This is a genomic window from Komagataeibacter rhaeticus, assembly GCF_011611525.1.
In the GTDB taxonomy this organism is placed as follows: Bacteria; Pseudomonadota; Alphaproteobacteria; order Acetobacterales; family Acetobacteraceae; genus Komagataeibacter; species Komagataeibacter rhaeticus.
This window is the reverse complement of the sequence record NZ_CP050139.1, coordinates 1064520-1083344: the sequence shown is the minus strand read 5'-3', so window position 1 is coordinate 1083344 and position 18825 is coordinate 1064520. Positions and strand designations below refer to the sequence as shown.

17 protein-coding genes and 1 pseudogene are annotated in these 18825 nt (G+C 63.8%); 9 read left to right on the top strand and 9 right to left on the bottom strand.

All coding sequences use genetic code 11. The features are described from left to right. The first annotated feature begins 7 nt into the window (after positions 1–7). Entirely contained in the window at positions 8–1360 is a 1353-nt protein-coding gene (locus GWK63_RS05030; protein WP_039999882.1) for a purine-cytosine permease family protein, read from the top strand. On the opposite strand, the gene GWK63_RS05025 is transcribed toward GWK63_RS05030, so the two are convergent. Both GWK63_RS05025 and GWK63_RS05020 read right to left on the bottom strand, forming a co-directional pair. After that, entirely contained in the window at positions 1357–3546 is a 2190-nt protein-coding gene (locus GWK63_RS05025) for a beta-N-acetylhexosaminidase (protein WP_007400011.1), read from the bottom strand. The genes GWK63_RS05030 and GWK63_RS05025 overlap by 4 nt on opposite strands. Before the next feature lie 9 nt (positions 3547–3555). Next, a complete protein-coding gene (locus tag GWK63_RS05020) occupies positions 3556–4845 on the bottom strand; it encodes an MFS transporter (RefSeq protein ID WP_223846639.1) in 1290 nt (429 codons plus the stop codon). A gap of 155 nt (positions 4846–5000) precedes the next feature. On the opposite strand from GWK63_RS05020, the gene GWK63_RS05015 reads away from it, so the two are divergent. From GWK63_RS05015 to GWK63_RS04995, 5 genes are all read left to right on the top strand, one after another. After that, positions 5001–6362, top strand: a complete 1362-nt coding sequence (locus tag GWK63_RS05015) for an aminotransferase-like domain-containing protein (RefSeq protein ID WP_007400009.1) — start codon at positions 5001–5003, stop codon at positions 6360–6362. Positions 6363–6437: 75 nt separating this feature from the next. After that, positions 6438–6734: a putative quinol monooxygenase gene (locus GWK63_RS05010; protein WP_007400008.1), complete on the top strand. Its 297-nt coding sequence runs from the start codon at positions 6438–6440 to the stop codon at positions 6732–6734. After that, positions 6709–7899, top strand: a complete 1191-nt coding sequence (locus GWK63_RS05005) for an arabinose transporter (protein ID WP_039999801.1) — start codon at positions 6709–6711, stop codon at positions 7897–7899. The genes GWK63_RS05010 and GWK63_RS05005 overlap by 26 nt, the downstream gene beginning before the upstream one ends. After that, positions 7896–9128 (top strand): Tm-1-like ATP-binding domain-containing protein, encoded by a 1233-nt coding sequence (locus tag GWK63_RS05000; RefSeq protein WP_039999799.1) that lies wholly within the window; start codon positions 7896–7898, stop codon positions 9126–9128. The genes GWK63_RS05005 and GWK63_RS05000 overlap by 4 nt, the downstream gene beginning before the upstream one ends. Further along, positions 9106–9936 (top strand): phosphoenolpyruvate hydrolase family protein, encoded by an 831-nt coding sequence (locus GWK63_RS04995; RefSeq protein ID WP_007400005.1) that lies wholly within the window; start codon positions 9106–9108, stop codon positions 9934–9936. The genes GWK63_RS05000 and GWK63_RS04995 overlap by 23 nt, the downstream gene beginning before the upstream one ends. A 117-nt stretch (positions 9937–10053) precedes the next feature. Here the strand turns inward: GWK63_RS04995 and GWK63_RS04990 are convergent, their stop codons facing one another. Further along, positions 10054–10599, bottom strand: coding sequence for a Dps family protein (locus GWK63_RS04990; protein WP_007400004.1), 546 nt, complete (start codon positions 10597–10599; stop codon positions 10054–10056). Positions 10600–10678: 79 nt separating this feature from the next. On the opposite strand from GWK63_RS04990, the gene GWK63_RS04985 reads away from it, so the two are divergent. The 3 genes and pseudogenes from GWK63_RS04985 (at position 10679) to GWK63_RS04975 (ending at position 12356) form a co-directional block, all read left to right on the top strand. Then, positions 10679–10888, top strand: coding sequence for a hypothetical protein (locus GWK63_RS04985; RefSeq protein ID WP_139064310.1), 210 nt, complete (start codon positions 10679–10681; stop codon positions 10886–10888). Positions 10889–10927: 39 nt separating this feature from the next. Beyond that, positions 10928–11884, top strand: a complete 957-nt coding sequence (locus tag GWK63_RS04980) for a hypothetical protein (protein ID WP_112210168.1) — start codon at positions 10928–10930, stop codon at positions 11882–11884. A gap of 75 nt (positions 11885–11959) precedes the next feature. Continuing rightward, positions 11960–12356: pseudogene (locus GWK63_RS04975) on the top strand (transposase). Positions 12357–12494: 138 nt separating this feature from the next. Here GWK63_RS04975 and GWK63_RS04970 read toward each other — a convergent pair. The 6 genes from GWK63_RS04970 to GWK63_RS04945 form a co-directional block, all read right to left on the bottom strand. Then, positions 12495–13265, bottom strand: coding sequence for a glucose 1-dehydrogenase (locus GWK63_RS04970; RefSeq protein ID WP_034932307.1), 771 nt, complete (start codon positions 13263–13265; stop codon positions 12495–12497). A 144-nt stretch (positions 13266–13409) separates the two neighbouring features. Continuing rightward, complete coding sequence (gene rfbA / locus GWK63_RS04965; protein ID WP_007400000.1) at positions 13410–14309, bottom strand: glucose-1-phosphate thymidylyltransferase RfbA; 900 nt, start codon at positions 14307–14309, stop codon at positions 13410–13412. Further along, on the bottom strand, positions 14306–15382 hold the full coding sequence (gene rfbB, locus GWK63_RS04960; RefSeq protein ID WP_034932309.1) for a dTDP-glucose 4,6-dehydratase: 1077 nt from the start codon (positions 15380–15382) through the stop codon (positions 14306–14308). The genes rfbA and rfbB overlap by 4 nt, the downstream gene beginning before the upstream one ends. A 229-nt stretch (positions 15383–15611) precedes the next feature. After that, a complete protein-coding gene (locus GWK63_RS04955; protein WP_007399997.1) occupies positions 15612–16763 on the bottom strand; it encodes an acyltransferase family protein in 1152 nt (383 codons plus the stop codon). 30 nt (positions 16764–16793) lie between these two features. Continuing rightward, complete coding sequence (locus GWK63_RS04950) at positions 16794–17348, bottom strand: polysaccharide biosynthesis/export family protein (RefSeq protein WP_034932314.1); 555 nt, start codon at positions 17346–17348, stop codon at positions 16794–16796. A 96-nt stretch (positions 17349–17444) separates the two neighbouring features. After that, positions 17445–18818 (bottom strand): outer membrane beta-barrel protein, encoded by a 1374-nt coding sequence (locus GWK63_RS04945; protein WP_099963188.1) that lies wholly within the window; start codon positions 18816–18818, stop codon positions 17445–17447. Positions 18819–18825: the final 7 nt, after the last annotated feature.

The window sequence follows — 18825 nt, the reverse complement described above, 5'->3', positions numbered from 1 at the left end:
AGTCCTGATGAGCACGGCGTTTGAAAACCATACCATCTACCAGATCCCCCATGACCAGCGGCATGGGCGGATACGTGACCTGTTTGCCGTATGGTTCAGCACGAACCTGACGTTGCTGACCGTCGTGACCGGGACGCTGGGCACCGACCTGTTCGGGCTGTCGCTGCCGCTGGCCATGCTGGCCATCGTGCTGGGCAACCTGGTGGGTGGCGTGGTCATGGCGCTGCATGCGGCGCAGGGCCCGATGCTGGGCGTGCCCCAGATGGTGCAGAGCCGGGGGCAGTTCGGCTCCTTCGGGGCAATGCCCATCATCTGCCTTGTCGTGCTGATGTATATCGGGTTCGTGGCCTCCAACTTTGTGGTGGGGGGAGAGGCGCTGTATACCGCCCTGCCCGCCACCGGACGCACCCGTGCGATCCTGCTCATCGCGCTGCTCAGTTTCGTGCCCTGCTGCATGGGCTACCGTATCATCCATGCGTGGTCCAAGGTGGTGACGTGGGTAGCAGGCAGCGTGATCCTGTATTGCCTGTGGCTGGGCTGCACGGCGCTTCCACCGGGTACCATGGTGGACATGCACGGTTCCGTTGCCGGGTTCTGCAGCACGTTTACCGCTGCCGCCCTGTGGCAGATCGCCTATGCGCCCTATGTTTCCGACTCGTCACGTTACCTGCCCGCCAATGAATCCGGCAGCCGCGCCGCCTTTCTGACCACCTATGCCGGATCAGTCACCGGCACCGTCCTGCCCATGATCCTGGGCGGCATGATCGGGCTGCTGGCCCATGGTGCCCCGGTCGCCACGGTCATGGCCCGTCTGGCGGGAGCATGGGCGACGCCCGTGCTGGTTGTCCTGTCGCTTTCGATTGCACTTGGCAATGCCATGAGCCTGTATGGCGGGGCCCTGTCCGCCATAACCGTGATCCAGACCTTTATGCCCGACTGGCGCGCGGCATTGCGCGAACGCACGCTGGTCACCCTGCTGCTGGTCGGGGCGGCACTGGCCATGGGGCTGGGCATGGCTGACAGTTTCCTGAAATCCTATGCCGCCTTTCTGGACCTGCTCATGGCGGTGATGGTGCCCTGGACCGCCATCAACCTGGCGGATTACTACCTGCTGCGCCGGGGCCGGTATGATATACCCTCGTTTTTCCGTCAGGACGGCGGGGTGTATGGCTACTGCAACCTTCCCGCCCTGTGGGCATATGCCATCGGGGTGGCGGTGGAACTGCCCTTCATGCAGAACGGGTTTCACAGCGGCTTTCTGGCGCGCGCCCTGCATGGGGTGGACATATCGTGGGCCGTGGGGCTGCCGGTCACCACTTGGCTGTATGTCCGCGCGGCCCCGCATCGCAACCGGGACTAGCCCCCGGGCCGGGCCGCCGCCACCAGCGCGGCAATGCCCGGGGTTACGGCCTGCAGCAGGTCACCCGCGGGCTGGGGCATGGTCCTGACGGCCAGAATGGACTGGCTGGCCGCAAACTGGGCCCGGGCCGTGGCCAGCACGTCGCGCGCACGGGGCTGCCAGCCGGTATGCGCATTCTCCAGCGCATCCAGCCCCGCCTGCGCCAGTTGTGCCAGCAGGGCCGATGCGGGCAGGGCTTCATCAAGGGCCGTATCAACCCGCGCGGCCTGCCGCAGCCGTCCGTCGTTGTCACGCCACAGCTCCAGCCGGACACGCAGGGTGGCGGCCAGATCACGCCGCCCGGCCAGATAGGCCTGCACGTCGCGCATGAACGCGGCTGCCGCAAAACTGTCAGGCGTTGCGATGTCGGCCACCCGGTCAAGTGTCTGCGGGGTCTCGGTGGGGGGAATACGGCCCGGACCAAAAACGTGGTTAAGGGCGTAATTGCGCACGGGGCTTACGACTGAAAGCAGGGTTGCAAGGGGGGCCGTAGCGTGCGGCGCAAGGCGGTCCATCATGCGCTGTCGGTCCAGCGTGGCATGGTTGCCCAGTTTTTCCAGTTCCGCCTGCACCACGGGCAGGCGCATGGCCAGACTGTCCGCATCCCGCACGGATGCCGGTGACCAGAACCGCTCCGCCAGGGCTGCGCTACGCGGCCACAGGCGGGAATCCAGCATGTCCTCCGTCACGATTTCGGTCCACAGCGCGGCTTCGGCGCCCATTACGCGCCGGTCCTGTGCCGGGGTCATGCGGGCCGTGGGGTCAAGCGCGAAGGCATCAAGAAAGGACGCATGCGCCTGCGCCACCTGATCTGGCGGCAGGCCATTGCCCTGCGGGTCCAGCGGATCGACGCGGTAGTGCTCCTGCGCGGGCAGCAGCAGGTCGAGATAATACCCCGCCGAAACCACAACCGGATGCCCCGCCGCCGTGGCCTGCGCCGTATAGCGTGACCCCCGCCACGGCTCGATCACGATGGAGGCGGGCACCGGGGCCTGGATCAGTTCATCCCACCCCATCATGACCTTGCCCGCCTGCGCCAGCATGGCCTGTATGCGCTGCGTGAAGGCCGCCTGGAGTGCTGGCGCGTCGGCATAGCCATGCTGCTTCATGAAAGCGCTGATCTTCGGGTTGGCGGTCCATTCATCGGGCCGGACTTCATCCCCGCCTACATGGAAATAGGCATCGGGGAACAGCCCCGCCATTTCATGGTACAACTGCGCCAGGAAAACATAGGTCTGCGGGTTGGAGGGATCGAGTGCGGCGCGCACCACCCGTCTGGGGTCCATGGGGGTGGTAACGGGCTGGGCGGCATACTGGGGGTAGGCGCGCAGCAGGGCATAGCTGTGGCCCGGCGCATCAAACTCCGGCACGATGCGGATACCCCGATCGGCCGCGTATCCGACCAGCGCACGGACCTGCTGCCGGGTATAATACCCGCCTGCCCCCGCAACCTGCTGCAGGCGGGGGAACAGCCTGCTTTCCACCCGGAAGCCCTGCCCATCGGACAGATGCAGGTGCAGGACGTTGAGCTTGGTCAGCTCCATCATGTCCATCTGCCGCTCCAGCGCCGTGACCGACATGAAATGGCGGCTGACATCAACCAGCAGCCCCCGCCATGCAAAACGCGGGCTGTCATCCACAACGGCACCCGACAGCACGGCCCCGGTGTCACGCGGCTCCACCAGTTGCAGCAGCGTGCTCAGGCCACGCAGCACGCCCGCCGGACCATCCGCCACCAGGGTTACGCCCTGCGGCCCCGTGCGCAACCGGTAGTGCTCGCGCATGTGGATGGTAAGCCAGTCCGGGTCGGGGTTGCGGCAGGTAATGCGCAGGATCAGTCCCGGGCTGCCATCCGGCACGGCATTCCAGCCGGACAGTGCCGTCAGCCGTGCGGCAAAACGCACCACCGCCCTGTCCAGTACGGTCGGGTGGGCGCCCTGCCATTCCACTTTCATGCCGCCGGTCAGGGCCAGCGTGCCGCCCCGCTGGTGATAGTCCATGGGCTGCGGCATGAGCACGGGTGCCGCGCGTCCCCGCCCCATTGCGGCAAACACCCCCATCGCCAGCAGCAGTGGCAGGCGGGACCGGATGCAGCGGGCACGAAACATGAGCGTACTCTTTTCCACGATCAGATGAACAGGGGCCATGCTGCCCCATTACGCCCCGCTTCCCAACCCTTTCGTCACCGGATGCGCCGCCCACGCGGACAGAACGAGCGCATACAGCCCGATCAGCAGGTAGGAGCCGGTCATAAGCCCGATAAACGCCACCTGCATCCCCACGGGACCGATCAGCAGCGCAAAGACCTGCGGCATGACCGCCCCGCCGGAAAAGGCCATGACCAGCAGGGCCGCCGCCCGGTCCTGCCTGTCCCCCGCCGCGTGCAGCACCAGCGGGAACACGATGGGCATCATCATGGCATTGGCCAGCCCGAGCAGGGCGATGCACGCAACCGACCCCGCGCCCTGCAGGCAGGCCGCCACAAGGCACAGCACGATGCCCAGCGCCGCGCTCCCTGCCAGATAACGCGCTACCCCGCACCGCGCCGGCACGACCAGCGTGCCCACCCCGTAACCCGCCAGCATGGCCCCAAGGGTAAGGGATGTCAGAAACCGCACGCTTCCCAGCGAAAGCCCCATTCCGCGCCCATACAGGCCAATGCCATCCCCCGCCATGACTTCCACACCCACATAGACAAACACGATACCCACCCCCACCCATGCCCGCACGGGCATGCGGCGCATGGCCGCCGGCATACGTGGCGCGGGCAGGCACAGGGCGGGCAGCCCCGCATGACGCAGCCCCACGGCGGCCAGCAGCAGCACCAACGCCAGACCACGATAGGGCACCACCACGGCCCGGGCGAACGCCGCCAGCACCCCCGCGCGCTGCCCGCCGTCCACCGCCGCAGCCAGTCGGGCCACCACGCCGCCGATATCTGGCATGACAAGGAGTGAAAATACAACAGGTGCGATAATACCAGATACCTTATTGGCAATCCCCATGATTGCAATACGCCCCGCCGCCCGGCCCGGCGCGCCCAGCAACGTGACATACGGGTTGACCGTAACCTGCAGCAGCGTCAGCCCCGCCCCCAGTACGGACAGGCCACCCAGCGCGCCCGGATACCACAACCGCCCCACACATTCGCCAAACAGCAGCGTCCCGCCCGCCATGATGGCCAGCGCCAGGCTGATCCCGCCACGCAGGCCCGTCCACCGCGCCACCGCCATGGCGGGAAAGGCACAGACCAGATAGGACAGATAGAAACACAGCGGCACCAGAAACGCGCCCACCGGCCCCAGCCCGAAGGCGACCTGTACGAACGTGATCAGCGGGCCGTTGAGCCATGTCACGAACCCGATCACGAAAAACAGCCCGCCCATGACCATAAGCGGCCGCCTGCCATATGTTCCCTGCCCCACCGATGCCTGATCCCCGCCCACAGCCGCCTCCTGTCGTCCCCACGCGCCCCCGCACGACGCCGGTTATGACGATAGCGTAACATGCGGCCCCGAAACCTGTCCCACCCGCCGGTTCCGTAACGGGGGCCGGGCTGCTATGGCTTGGGCGCCCCATCAACAGGACAGGCTGGCCCGCGATGCGCCTGCGCTCCCCATGGCCCCCCCATCTGCCCGCCGGTGACACGCCAGCCGCCGAACGTCTGGCCGATGCACTGGCGGGTGACATACTGGGGGCCAGACTGAACGCGGGCGACCGCCTGCCCGCCCATCGGGACCTTGCGTGGCGGCTGGGCATCGGGATCGGCAGCGTCACCCGCGCCTATGGCATGCTGGAACGCCGGGGGCTGGTGCGCAGCGTGCGCGGGCGGGGCACCTTCGTGGCGTCGCATCCCGGCGGCAATGGCTGCGTGATCGACCTGTCCGCCAACATGCCGCCCCCCATGTTCGGTGACCGCGCGCTGGCACGCACGCTTTCACGGCTGGCCCGCACGGTGGACCCGGCGCTGTTCAACGTCTATCCCCCCGTTGCCGGGCATATCGAACACCGCCGCATCATGAGCCACTGGCTGGCGGAACTGGGTGTGGATATCGCCCCCGACGGGCTGCTGCTGGCCAGCGGGGCACAGCAGGCGCTTGGCGTGGCGCTGGCGGCAAGCCGGCAGGTGGCCCGCACGGTCCTGACCGAGGACCTGACCTATCCCGGCATGCTTTCCCTGCTCCGCCAGGCGGGGCTGCCCCCGCAGGGGCTGGCAATGGATGCATGTGGCGTGCTGCCCACGGCGCTTGAACACGCATTGCGCCGCAACGGCCACGGGCAGTGCGTGCTGTATGTCACGCCCACCATGCACAACCCCACCACCGCCACCATGGACCTTGCCCGCAGGCAGGACGTGGTGCGCCTGTGCCGCGCGCATGATGCCCTGATCATTGAGGACGATGTCTATCACTGCGTAGCCGATGACACGCTGCCCGCACTGGTTACGCTGGCACCGGAACGGACCTTTCATGTCAGCAGCCTGTCCAAGACACTCAGCCCCGGCCTGCGGATTGGCACGCTTGCCCCTCCGGCCCCGTTCATGGCGGCGGCGTGTGAGGCGCTGCTCAACTCATCGCTCATGATCGCACCGCTATCCTATGCCCTGATGGCGCAGTGGATGCTCGATGGCACGGCCGTCTCCGTGCGCCGCGCCCTGCGCACGGAAGCCCGGCGGCGCAGGGAACTGGTCCTGCACAGGCTTGGCCCCCATGTCACCCCGCCGCGCCATGATGCCTTTCATGCCTGGATGCCCATGCCGCAGGAACAGGCCCTGCGCCTTGAGGCGGAAGCCGCACGCCATAACGTGAAAGTGACACCGCTGGCCCCCTTCATGACCAGCCCGCGCGCATGCGGCCATGCGGGCATCCGCCTGTGCCTTGGCCCGGCCCCCCTGCCGGACCTGACGGAAGCCCTGTGCCGCCTGCGTGCGTTATGCGGTGAGCAGGGCAAAAGTGTCACGTGACACTTTACCGATGGAAGAAAAGTGTCACACCCGCCTATCATCGTTCCATAGTCACAGCATCCGGTAGATACACCCATGACGGATCAGCCCATTACGGTCATCGCCACCCTGCGCGTGCGCCCCGGACACGAACGGGCGGCGCTGGACGCCATCCGCCACTGTGTTGCGGCATCACGGCAGGAGGCGACCAATCTTTCCTATCAGTGCCACCGTGACATCAGGGATGGGGACGTGTTCGTATTCGTCGAACGCTGGGCCAGCCCCGAAGCCCTGGCGGTACATGAAACCACACCGCATTTCCGCGCCATGGCGGATGTGTTCAAAACCGCGCTGGCCGAACCGCTGCATGTCCGCATCACCCGTGAAATCTGACCCGGCGCCGCGGCTGCTGGTCCGTCTGGCCGCTGCCCTGTTCCTGTCCTACATGGCGGTGGCGCTGCCGCTGGCGGCCCTGCCGGTCTCGATCCTGCACTGGCCGGGCTATGGCAACGGGCTGGCGGGGCTGGCGGTGGGGATTGCGTTCTTCTCCACCATCCTCAGCCGCAACCATGCCGGCGCCTATGCCGACATGAAGGGCGGGCGGCCGTGCATGCGCGCGGGTCTTGCGCTGTATGTCACGGCCAGCATGATCTGTGTACTGGCCGGATTGTCCGCACTGCCCTTCACCATCCGTTACGCCATACTGATCACGGGCCGCCTGCTGCTGGGTGTCGGTGAAAGCCTGACCATTGTGGGCATGCTGGGCTGGGGCATCGGGCTTATGGGGCACGAACGCGCGGGCCGCGTGCTGGCCTGGACGGGGGCAGCCATGTACGGCGCCTTTGCCGCCGGTGGCCCGATCGGGCTGGCGCTGTATGAACACGGTGGCATCGCAACCCTTATGGCGGTATCGGCCCTGCTGCCGCTGGCAGGGCTTGCCCTGGTGCATGGCGTGCCCGCCACCACACCACATGCCGGGGCAAGGCCACCGTTCTGGCGCATACTGGGTACCATTCGCTGGCAGGGCATGGCGGTTGCCCTGCAGGGGGTGGGATTTGCGGCACTGGGCGCGTTCCTGCCGCTGCGTTTCATCCATGCGCACTGGTCCCATGCCGGGCTGGGACTGACCTGCTTCGGGGTGGCGTTCGTGGCCGGACGGGTTGCCTGCGGGCACCTGCCCGACCGCATTGGCGGGCTGAAGGTGGCGCTGTTCTCGCTCATGATCGAGGCGGCAGGGCAATACCTGCTCTGGTGCGCGCCTTCCCCGCTGCTGGCCTTTGCGGGCGCGGTCCTGACCGGGGCGGGGTGTTCCATGGTCTATCCCTCGCTTGGGGTGGAGGTGGTGCGCCTGGTGCCGCCGCACATGCGCGGCACGGCACTGGGCGGTTTCGCCGCCTTTCAGGATCTGGCCTATGGCGCGACCGGCCCGCTGGCGGGGCTGCTGGCGGACCGCTTCGGGTATGACATCGTATTCCTGCTGGGCGGCCTGTGCGCCACCGGGGCCGTCACCATCGTCCTGGCGCTGCTGAACGCCCCCGTGGCGGAGGGTACGCGGTGACGGCAGGCTGCGTGTACGTTCTGGGCACCTGCGACACCAAGCTGCCCGAACTGACCTATATCCGCCAGATCCTGCATGACAGCGGGGTGGACGCACGGATCGTGGATGTCAGCACCCGCGGCCACGCGGGCCATGCCGATATCAGCGCCCGCACGGTGGCCGGTTTCCACCCGCAGGGGGCAGGCCACGTATTTGGTGATGACAGGGGCCGTTCCATCGCCGCCATGGCGGAAGCACTGCGCCACTACCTGACCACGCGTGAGGATATGCGCGGCGTGATTGCCATTGGCGGTTCGGGGGGCACGGCGCTGGTGGCCCCGGCATTGCAGGCGCTGCCGCTCGGGCTGCCCAAGCTGGTCGTCTCCACCGTGGCCTCGGGCAATACCGCGCCTTATGTGGGTGGAGCGGATATTGCCATGCTGTATTCCGTAACGGACATGGAGGGGCTGAACCGCCTCTCCCGCATCATCCTGTGCAATGCCGCCCATGCCATGGCGGGCATGGTGCGCACACCCTGCCAGCCTGTGGCCGACCCGCGCCCGGCCATCGGGCTGACCATGTTCGGGGTCACCACGCCATGCGTGAACCATGTGCTCCGGCACCTGTCCGCCCGCTTTGACTGCCTGGTATTCCATGCCACCGGCACGGGAGGCCAGGCCATGGAACGGCTGGCGGACGCGGGCATGATACGCGGCTTTGTCGATACGACCCTGACCGAGTTCTGTGACCGGGTGGCAGGCGGCATATTCCCGTGTGACAGTGACCGGCTTGGTGCCGTGATCCGCACCCGCCTTCCCTATGTGGGCAGTTGCGGCGGGCTGGACATGGTCAATTTCGGCGCGCGCGCCACGGTGCCCGCGCAGTACCGGAACCGCGTTCTTGTCGAACACAACCCCCAGATCACCCTCATGCGCACCAATCCAGCGGAATGCCGGGCCATGGGCCACATGATCGGCCATCAGCTGAACCGGTGCGAAGGCGAGGTCCGTTTTCTCTATCCCGAGGGCGGGTTCTCCCTGCTTGACCAGCCGGGCGCGCCTTTTCATGACCCGGCGGCGGATGAAGCCTTTTACGCGGCCCTTGCCGAAACACTGGAACAGACCCCCCGACGCCGCCTGATCCGCCTGCCCCATGCGATCAACGACCCGGCTTTCGCCGCGGCGCTGGCGCATGAATTTTCACGCCTATTCACGGAGAATACAGACAATGCCCCGTATCCCACGCAGTGAGATCCTTGCCAGGTTCCGCACCCTGATCGCTGAACGCAAACCCATCGTGGGCGGTGGCGCGGGCACCGGCCTGTCCGCCAAATGCGAGGCGGCGGGCGGCATCGACCTGATCGTGATCTATAATTCCGGTCGCTACCGCATGGCCGGGCGTGGTTCGCTGGCGGGCCTTCTGGCCTATGGCAACGCCAACCAGATTGTCATGGACATGGCGCGCGAGGTCCTGCCCGTGGTGCCGCATATTCCGGTCATGGCCGGTGTAAACGGTACGGACCCGTTCGTGGATTTTGACGTGTTTCTGGACGACGTGAAGCGCGTGGGCTTTTCGGGCATCCAGAACTTCCCGACCGTAGGGCTGATTGACGGCACCTTCCGCAAGAACCTGGAAGAAACCGGCATGAGCTACAGCATGGAAGTGGATGTGGTGGCCCGCGCATGCCGCAAGGACCTGCTGACCACGCCCTACGTGTTCAACGAAGCCGAGGCGGTGGACATGGCCAAGGCGGGTGCCGATGTGCTGGTGGCGCATATGGGCCTGACCACCGGCGGCGCCATCGGTGCGGAAACCGCGTTCACGCTGGAGGATTCGATTGCCCGCATCAACCAGATTACCGAAGCCGCGCGTGGCGTGCGCTCCGACATCATCGTGCTGTGCCATGGCGGCCCGATCGCCATGCCGGCGGATGCGCAGAAAGTGCTCTCGGCCTGCCCGGACTGCCACGGGTTCTATGGGGCGTCCAGCATGGAACGCCTGCCGGTCGAGGTTGCGCTGACCGAACAGACGCGCAACTTCAAGGCCATGACACGCTGAACATCAAGCCTGTCGGACAGAGAACGTTTCCGGGAGCCGCCTTTTTTCAAAAAGGCGGCGTCCTCTGAAGCTTTTTGAAAAAGCTTCACCAAAAACCTTTATTTCCTATTTAATTCTTCAACTATTGTGCCCAAAGGCCGGGCGGGTAGCCTCAAACAGGAACCATGTCCGGCGTTCGGTCTCGTCAATCCAGGTTTCCAGCAGGCTGGCGGTGGCGACATCATTGCCTTCGTCGCACACCGCATGCACCGCGCGCAGGCGGGCGGTCAGGGCCAGGTTGTCCTCACGCAGTTCGGCCAGCATATCCTCGGGCGTGACGTATTCCGCATCATTATCGGCCACCCTGGTCAGGCGGCTGATTTCACCCACCGAATGGAGCGTATTGCCCCCGATCTTGCGCGCGCGTTCAGCCAGCGGGTCGGTCATGGCGAAGATCTGCTCGCCCTGCTCATCCAGCAGCAGGTGGTAATCACGGAAATGCCGGCCACTCATGTGCCAGTGGAAATTCTTGGTCTTGATGTAAAGCGCGAACACATCCGCCAGGACCGATTTCAGTCCGCCGGCTATTTCCCGCACCGCTTCGTGCTTCAGGTCCGTGGGCGTACCCAGATAGGTCCGGACATGGGCCTTGCCCGCTTCTGCCGCCGCCTTGTTTGTCATCATTGTCTCCACTGCTTGTGTTCCATCGGGGAAACAGGCGTGCCGACGTCACGATGTTTTTTCTGTCCGTGCGGCGGCCTGCATGCGCACCCATAACGCCCATCTGGCGGCAAGTTGCATGCATGGCGGCCCTGCGGTGGAGAAAGGGCGGAAAGACCATTTTTCAGTTGCAATTGATATTCGTTTGCAATATCAAAAAAACACTCACGGCTTTCTCAGACAGTTTTCCCAACCGTCGATTTCCCAGCACCCGGCCGTGAAAACTCATGCGGCATCACCACACGCAGGGTGATGCCGCACTTCTTCCTTTCATGCAGGGATCATGTCCATCATGAGTGAAACCACAGGATGCACGGCCGACTGGCACCTTGAACACTCCGCCCCCGCCCGGTTCCTCCGCTATCTTGATCCCTGCCGTCCCTTTGCCCGGCAGATCAACATGCTGGCCGGGCGCTTCCGTGATGTACAGGCCCTGTGCAGCGCGGGTACGCACCCGCCGGAACTGACCCGGCTGCGCAATGCACTGGCGTTCCACCTGGTCAAGATGTCACGCTGGTGGCGGTTTGACTTCTGTCCCCGTGGCGTGACCGGGGTACGCAACCCGCTTTTCCTGACCTATGTGAAGGCCCATGCCGAACGGGTGGTGGAAGATGAAGCCCTGTTCGACCTGTTTACCATGCAGCGCCACATGCATGCGGGCGATGGCGGGCATATCCTTGTACTGGGGCGTGACGGGGCGACAACGCCCGCCCTGTCCATTCTGTATGGCGTGGACGGGCAGCGGAATTTCCGCTTTGCCACCGGCTCCCCCGGGGTTGAGCCGTTATGGAACGGGCAGGCCTACCCGGATTTCGCATCCGCATGGCTGGCGGCACAGGCCGTGCATGCCCTGATCCGCGATGACAGTACCGGCCTGCATGAATACGAGACCGCCAACCGCGAGCATCTGTGGGCACGGGCGTGGCATCAGCAGCATTTCCACCGCAGTGGCCAGCTTCCCCTTATCCGGCTTTACGCACAGGCCCATACCCAGTTGCAGAACTGCCAGTCCGCTTTCGGCAAGGCCGAGATGAAGACGATCGTGGACCGGCTGGCCTTTGAAATCACGCGCGCGGCCTACCACCGCCACATGACCGTGGCGGACATGATAGAGGAAAGCGACATGCTGGCCATCAACCTGCGCTCGGCCAACATGATCAAGCAGCGCGCCCGGGCCTATGTCGCCACCTGCATGGACCCCGTGACCCGGCCGGAACTGGATATCCTGCTGGACCGCGTGGTGTCTTAGTGTCTGACCGAAAATGAGTTGAGTGATTTCAGTGGATTATGATTCATGGGTTTGCGATAACCTGATGAGATCAAGATGGCCTGGACTGAAATCACCCGCGCGCAGTATCGCCGGGACGACCTGGAGTATGCAAGCGACCTTCGCGATGCGGAGTGGGCGCTGATTGCGCCTTTGATGCCCGAGAAGAAACGACTGGGGAGACCACGACGTACGGATTTATGCCGGCGAGAAGTTGCGTGGTGCGCTGGCTGAACTCGGCCGATGGACGATCGAGATCGTCAAGCGTAGCGATCGGGCCGAAGGCTTCGTCGTCCTGCCCAAACGCTGGATCGTGGAGCGCAGCTTTGCATGGCTCGGACGCTGCCGTCGCCTCACGAAGGATGTCGAGGCAACAATCTCTTCATCCCACGCGTGGTTGATGATTGCCCATATCCGCAGAGTTCTGCGAAAAATCAATCAAACCGCTTTCTGATTCAGGCTCTTACATCCCGCGCCGCTGCCCCTGAGTGCCGGCATCGGAAAGTTTTTGGGCGTCGTCTTTTTGAAAGAAGACGACGCCCAAAAAACTTTTACTTCTTATCTTCAGGAATACACTGCAGAACAACCGCCTTTATTGTGCGGTATAACCACCATCAATAACCAGTTCGCTTCCGGTCATGAATTTGGATTCATCGGATGCAAGGAACAGGATTCCGTAGGCAATGTCATCCGCCTCCCCCAGATGGCCAAGCGGATGCAGGTCGATCAGCTTCTGGCGGGCGGCTTCCTGATCCGGTGTCCCGGACGTAAGCCCCTGCACCATGGGGGTCCAGATATAGCCGGGATGGACGGAATTGACCCGGATCTTGTAGCCAGAGCGCGCGCAGTGCAGGGCAGCGGACTTGGTGAACAGCCGTACGCCCCCCTTGCTGGCGTTATAGGCGGCCAGCGTGGGATCGCCCACCAGCCCCTCGATGGACGAAAGATTGATGATCGACCCGCTACCCTGCGGCTTCATGGCCTCCACCGCGTAACGGGTGCCCAGGAACACGCCATCAAGGTTGACCGCCTGAACCCGACGCCAGTCCGCAAGGGAAGTGCTCTCGACCGTGCCGGTATAGGCAATACCGGCATTGTTGACCGCAATGTCCAGCCGCCCGAAGCGGGCCTTGATCGCGGCCATGGCCTTGCTCCAGTCCTCCTCCACCGTCACGTTGAGGGGCACGAACAGGGCCTCCCCTCCCGCTGCCTCGATCTCGGCCACCACGGCGTGACCTTCCTGCGCCTTCATGTCGGCCACGACCACCCTGGCCCCTTCACGCGCCAGCAGCAGGGCCGTTGCCTTGCCAATACCCAGCGCAGCCCCCGTAACCAGCGCCACCTTTGCCGATACCCGTCCCATGATTCTCTCCCCGGTTTCAGGTCCTGTCAAAACGATGGGCGGAGCCTGCCCCCTTTATGCGAAGGACACACTGATCCAGCCCCGACAACACCACTTTATGATATGCTTGCCCCTGTATCCGGGTGGCCGGAACGGGACGGATGTTCAGAATTCCCCCGTGGCGATTTCCATAAGGATACGCCCGAGTTCGGTCTTGATCATGCGCCGGGCATAGGCCTCCAGCTGGGTGGCATCGATAAAGCCCATGCGGAACGCCACTTCATGCGGGGACCCCACCAGCAGCCCCTGCCGGGACTGGATGGTATGCACGAACTGACCGGCTTCCATCAGGCTGTCGGGCATGCCGGCATCAAGCCATGCACAGCCGCGCCCCAGACGCTGCACATGCAGCGCCCCCTTCTGCAGGTAAATCCGGTTGAGGTCGGTAATCTCCAGCTCGCCCCGGGCGGATGGCCTGAGACCGCGCGCGTATTCACGCACGTTGCCATCATAGAAATACAGACCGGTCACGGCCCAGTTGGATTCCGGGTCGGTAGGTTTTTCAACAATATCGTGTGCATGGCCATCCTCGCCAAAACTGACCACGCCATACCGTTCGGGATCACGCACCTGATACGCAAAGACCGTGGCCCCCACCGGCCGCGTGGCGGCAGCGCGCATCTGCTTGCCCAGATGGTCGGCAAAGATCAGGTTGTCACCCAGCACCAGCCCGCAGGGCGCGTCATCCAGCCAGTCATCGGCTATGACAAAGGCCTGGGCAATGCCATCGGGTGACGGCTGTTCACGATAGGTGAAGGTAACACCCATATCCGACCCGTCCCCCAGCAACCGCTGGAACTGCGGCAGGTCGGCCGGGGTGGAAATGATCATGATATCGCGTATGCCCGCCAGCATGAGGGTGGAGAGCGGGTAGAAGATCATCGGCTTGTCATAAACCGGCAGCAGCTGCTTGCTGACCGCGAGCGTCATCGGGTGCAGGCGGGTGCCCGACCCGCCCGCCAGCAGGATACCCTTGGTCGGCTTCTGCTGTATCTGTTCGTTCATGCTGCTGTTCCCATTGTCTTTCCTGCCTGCCCCAGGCGCTGGCCCGCATAGCGGGCGGCCCGTATGGCTTCCCACCATTCCCGGTTATCAAGATACCACTGTACCGTACGGCGGATACCGTGTTCAAAATCATGCCGCGCGCGCCAGCCCAGCGCGCGTTCGGCATGGGAGGGATCGATCTCGTAGCGGAAGTCATGCCCCGGCCGGTCGGCCACATGCCGGATCAGACGCGCATGCGGGCCGGACGGGTCCGGGCGCAGTTCATCCAGAATGGCGCAGATCGCTTCGACCACCTGCATGTTGGTGCGTGGCTGGCGGGCCCCTATGGCGTAGGTCTCGCCCGGCTGGCCATGTTCCACCGCGCGCACCAGTGCCTCGGCATGATCTTCCACGAACAGCCAGTCCCGCACGTTCTGCCCCGCGCCATAGACCGGCAGTTCCTGCCCTTCGATCGCATTGATGGTGACAAGGGGGATCAGCTTTTCGGGGAAGTGCCAGGGGCCATAATTATTCGTGGTATTGGTAACAAACGTGGGCAGCCCATAAGTATGGTACCAGGCCCGCACCAGATGATCCGATGATGCCTTGCTGGCCGAATAGGGGCTGCGCGGGTCATAGGCGGTCTGTTCGGTAAAGGGCGGATCACCGGGCCGTAGCGCGCCAAAGACTTCATCGGTGGAAATGTGATGGAAGCGGAAGGCCCCGCGCCGCGCCGCATCCAGCCCCGACCACCAGCGCCGCGCGGCTTCAAGCAATGTATAGGTGCCAACAATATTCGTACTGACAAAGGTACCGGGACCATCAATGGAACGGTCAACATGACTTTCGGCCGCCAGATGCATCACGGCATCGGGCTGGAATTCGGCAAAGACCCGATCCATGGCCGCCGCATCGATGATATTGGCGACTTCCAGCCGGTAGCGCCCGCTCTCGGCAGCCGCCTGCGTGGCCTGCGTGCTGGCGGCATAGGTCAGGGCATCCACATTGAGGACGTCATGCGCGGTCTGGCCGATCAGATGCCGCACGACTGCGGAGCCGATAAATCCGCAGCCTCCCGTTATGAGTATACGCATTCCTTGCTTCCTTCCTCCCTTGGGACGCCGCACATTATCCTGCCCTGCCGGACCGGAAAAGCCGGGCCGGCCCATCCGTCAGGCCCGCGCGGGAAAAGGGCAGGCCCACCCGCGCGTTGATATGAATCGTGACACTGTAATGTGCGGTGTGTGTCAGAAATGTGGGCACCATGCCCCTGTCTGTCAAAAAGGGAAAAGCGTGCCATGGCATGATCGTCTGAACGGGCATTCATGCAGTCCGCTGCGCCCCGGTCAGGGCGTCATGTGCTTCAACCCGCTGCATGACACGCCGCCCCAGGCGCTGCGATGGCCGTTCAACCAGATGGTAACACGCAACACCCGCCAGCAGGCATACGGCGAATATGGCAATCGTTGCCATCATACCCCCGACAAACCCGAGACTGCGCAGCCACTCCCCCATGGCCCAGGACAGGATGCCGATGATCAGGTAATGCGTCAGGTAGAATGAAAACGATATGCGGCCCAGCCACATGACCGGCCCCGAGCACAGGAACGCATTGATTGCCCCGCGCTGATAGGCCAGACCAAAGACAAGGGCCGCAAAACCAAATACATCACAGACCGGCAGCACCGGAAAGAACAGTGTAGCGGCAATAAACGCCACCGCCCCGACCGTAATGGCCGCCCCGTACCGGGCGGTACCTTCGGGGGCGAGATGATAGGCGCGGTACAGCATGATCCCGGCGGCAAAGCAGAAGAACATGCGGATGGCGCCAAACGTGCCGGTCGGGTTGTTATTGGCATGATGGCAGGCAAACAGGATGGCAACCAGCGTGACCAGGCTTGCCACGCACAATGCCAGCGCGCTGCGCATGCTGGCCACGCGCATGGCCATCATGGCCAGTAGCGGGAACACGATGTAGCCCAGCACTTCCGCGCTCAGCGTCCATGATACGATGTTCCATTCCCCCAGTTTCAGTACCGTCCAGCTCTGCACAAGCAGCAGGGTCTGGATGAAACCGGGAACCGAAAGGTTATGCGCGCGGTAGGCAAAGGCGGGATCGGTATAATGGCGCTGCATGGCAACATAACCGGGTGCAAACAATACAAGCGGCACCAGCGCAAGCAGGACAAAAGTATTGAGCGGATAGACGCGAAAGAAACGGACAATGAAAAAATCACGGATGACAGGCCAGCGCAACTGTGCGAACTGCCCCTCATGCACATGCATGAGGATAAAGCCCGACAGCACGAAAAACAGGTCAACCCCACGAAAGCCATTGAACAGGAACAGCGAGTTCATCAGCCATGGCTGATGCAGCATGTCGGCAGCAAGACCATAGAAATGGGTCATGAAAACCCACAGCGCCGCAACACCGCGCACACCGGTCAGGCTGGGGATGGAACGGGCCCTGGGCATGTTATCCCCTTATGCATATGGGTTCGGGTTCTAGAAAAATCTTTCGTCAATCGTTACGACATCGCCGGGCAGCAGTTCGGTCGCGCGTGTAATGCGGCCTTCATGCGGCGCGGTATTCAGGTCCTCGTGGCGCACATCGGTCGCATGGCCGGTTATGGCGCGGTAGGTAAACCCGCCCGCCAGGGCTACCGCCGTCAGCATGGTCATGCCCGGCTGGTAGGGATACTGCCCGGGATGGTTGACTTCCCCCAGGATGTAGATGGGACGGTACTGCGCCACCTCCACCGAAACGCTGGGCTGGAACAGGATGCCCCTGCTTTCCAGGCTGGAGGAGATGCGCCGCGCCAGGTCCCGTGGCGCGGCCCCTGCCGCGGGCACCACGCCCAGCAGCGGGAAGTCGATGTTGCCGTTGTCACTTACAGTAAAGGTATTGCTCAACTGCGGATCGTTATAAGTAATGACACGCACCTGGTCGCCGGGGCCAAGATGGTAGGCGCGCGCATCAACCGATGCAAAGGACTGTTCCCGTGCCGATGCACATGACCCCAGTGCCAGCAGGGCTGTAGCGGCGATTGCCTGCGTCATTCCAGGCCGACACGTATTCCGTATCATTGCAAACATGGCCACTCCCAAATCATTGAATGCGACTTCTCCCGTTCCGATGCCCCGCCGGGGCTCTCCCTAACCGGAGAAGGAAAAGCCCAATAGTACCGTATTGCTCGTAAACGTCGAAAGACGTCCGGGGATGTTCAGATAATTCACGTTTCCGCCCGATGTGGCGTTATTGACATAGTTATAGGTCAGGGAGGCGCGAATATGGCGGTCGATGTTCCAGAAAACCGATCCGCCAAAATGGATCTGCTTCTGCAGCCGGCTGCCCGCCAGTGTGGTGGAGGTCGTGCCGGACACCTGCGTGCTGGACTGGGAATCACTCTCGCCAAACTCGCCATAGGCGCGCAGGAACACGTTATGGCGCAGTTCATGGTCCCATTGCAGGCGCACGTCGGTAATCACCTGGTTACGGGCAAAGGGGGTTTCGGGGTCGCTCAGGTGGCGGCCGGCCGTCAGGTTGACCGTGTCGATCCTGCGCGGCATCCATGATACGTTGACCTCGAACGTGGGCGTGCTGACGGACGGGCTGTAGCCGTTGGCAAAGCTGCGCGTCTCACCCCCCACCAGCAGCCGGTACTGCCAGACCTGTCCGCTGCGGAAATCCACCCCGGCAAAACCTGCCCCGTCGGCATAGTTGTTGGTCGAGGCCTGGAGGGCCGCATCATACTGCGCGGCGGAACCCCGGAAAACCACAACCGCCGAATTCCCCGGCGAGAACGCGAAGCGCGAGGTCAGTGAGCCGGTTTCCACCTTGTGGCTGATGGTGCCGTAATCAATGGAGATCGGCCCCGGTGCCGTCCCGAACGAGAAATCCTGATAATCAAAGGCCGGGATCAGGCTGAAGCGCCCGAACACCTTGGTATAGGTCAGCCGCCCGTCATTGACCTGATAGGGCACGGGATAGACCACGCCGTACACGCCCAGATTGGTCGCGGAAAGATGATACTGATAATGGGAAAAAGCGGCACTGAGCGTGTCATGCCCCAGGTTGAGCGTACCCCCGATGCTGCCATGCCAGTTGGTGTAGCTGGCGATGGACTGCGTGGGGTAGCGATGGTCATCCATCCCCACGGACGCGCCCAGCGCGTGCCTGCGCCAGCGCGAGCTGGCGCTGACATTCGCCGATGTCTGCACCGCCGGGCTGCCCGAACCGGGAATACCCAGCGTATTGGTGTTGTAGCCCACGTTTTCCGATGCGGTGGGCCGCAGCAGCCAGCTGCCCAGACCGATCCCGTCGCCCTGCTGGCCCATCATCTGCCGCGTCACGACCGAGCCGGTCATGTCCGTGGCATAACCCGGCACATCGGAAGGAAAAAGCTGCTGGATCAGCTGTGCATGCGCCTTGCCCGCATGCAGCCCGATCCCCAGAACCATCACACTGACGGGCCCCCACGACAGGCAACGCCCCACCGTGGCGTTGCACCGCAACCGCCTGACCTTCATACCGCAT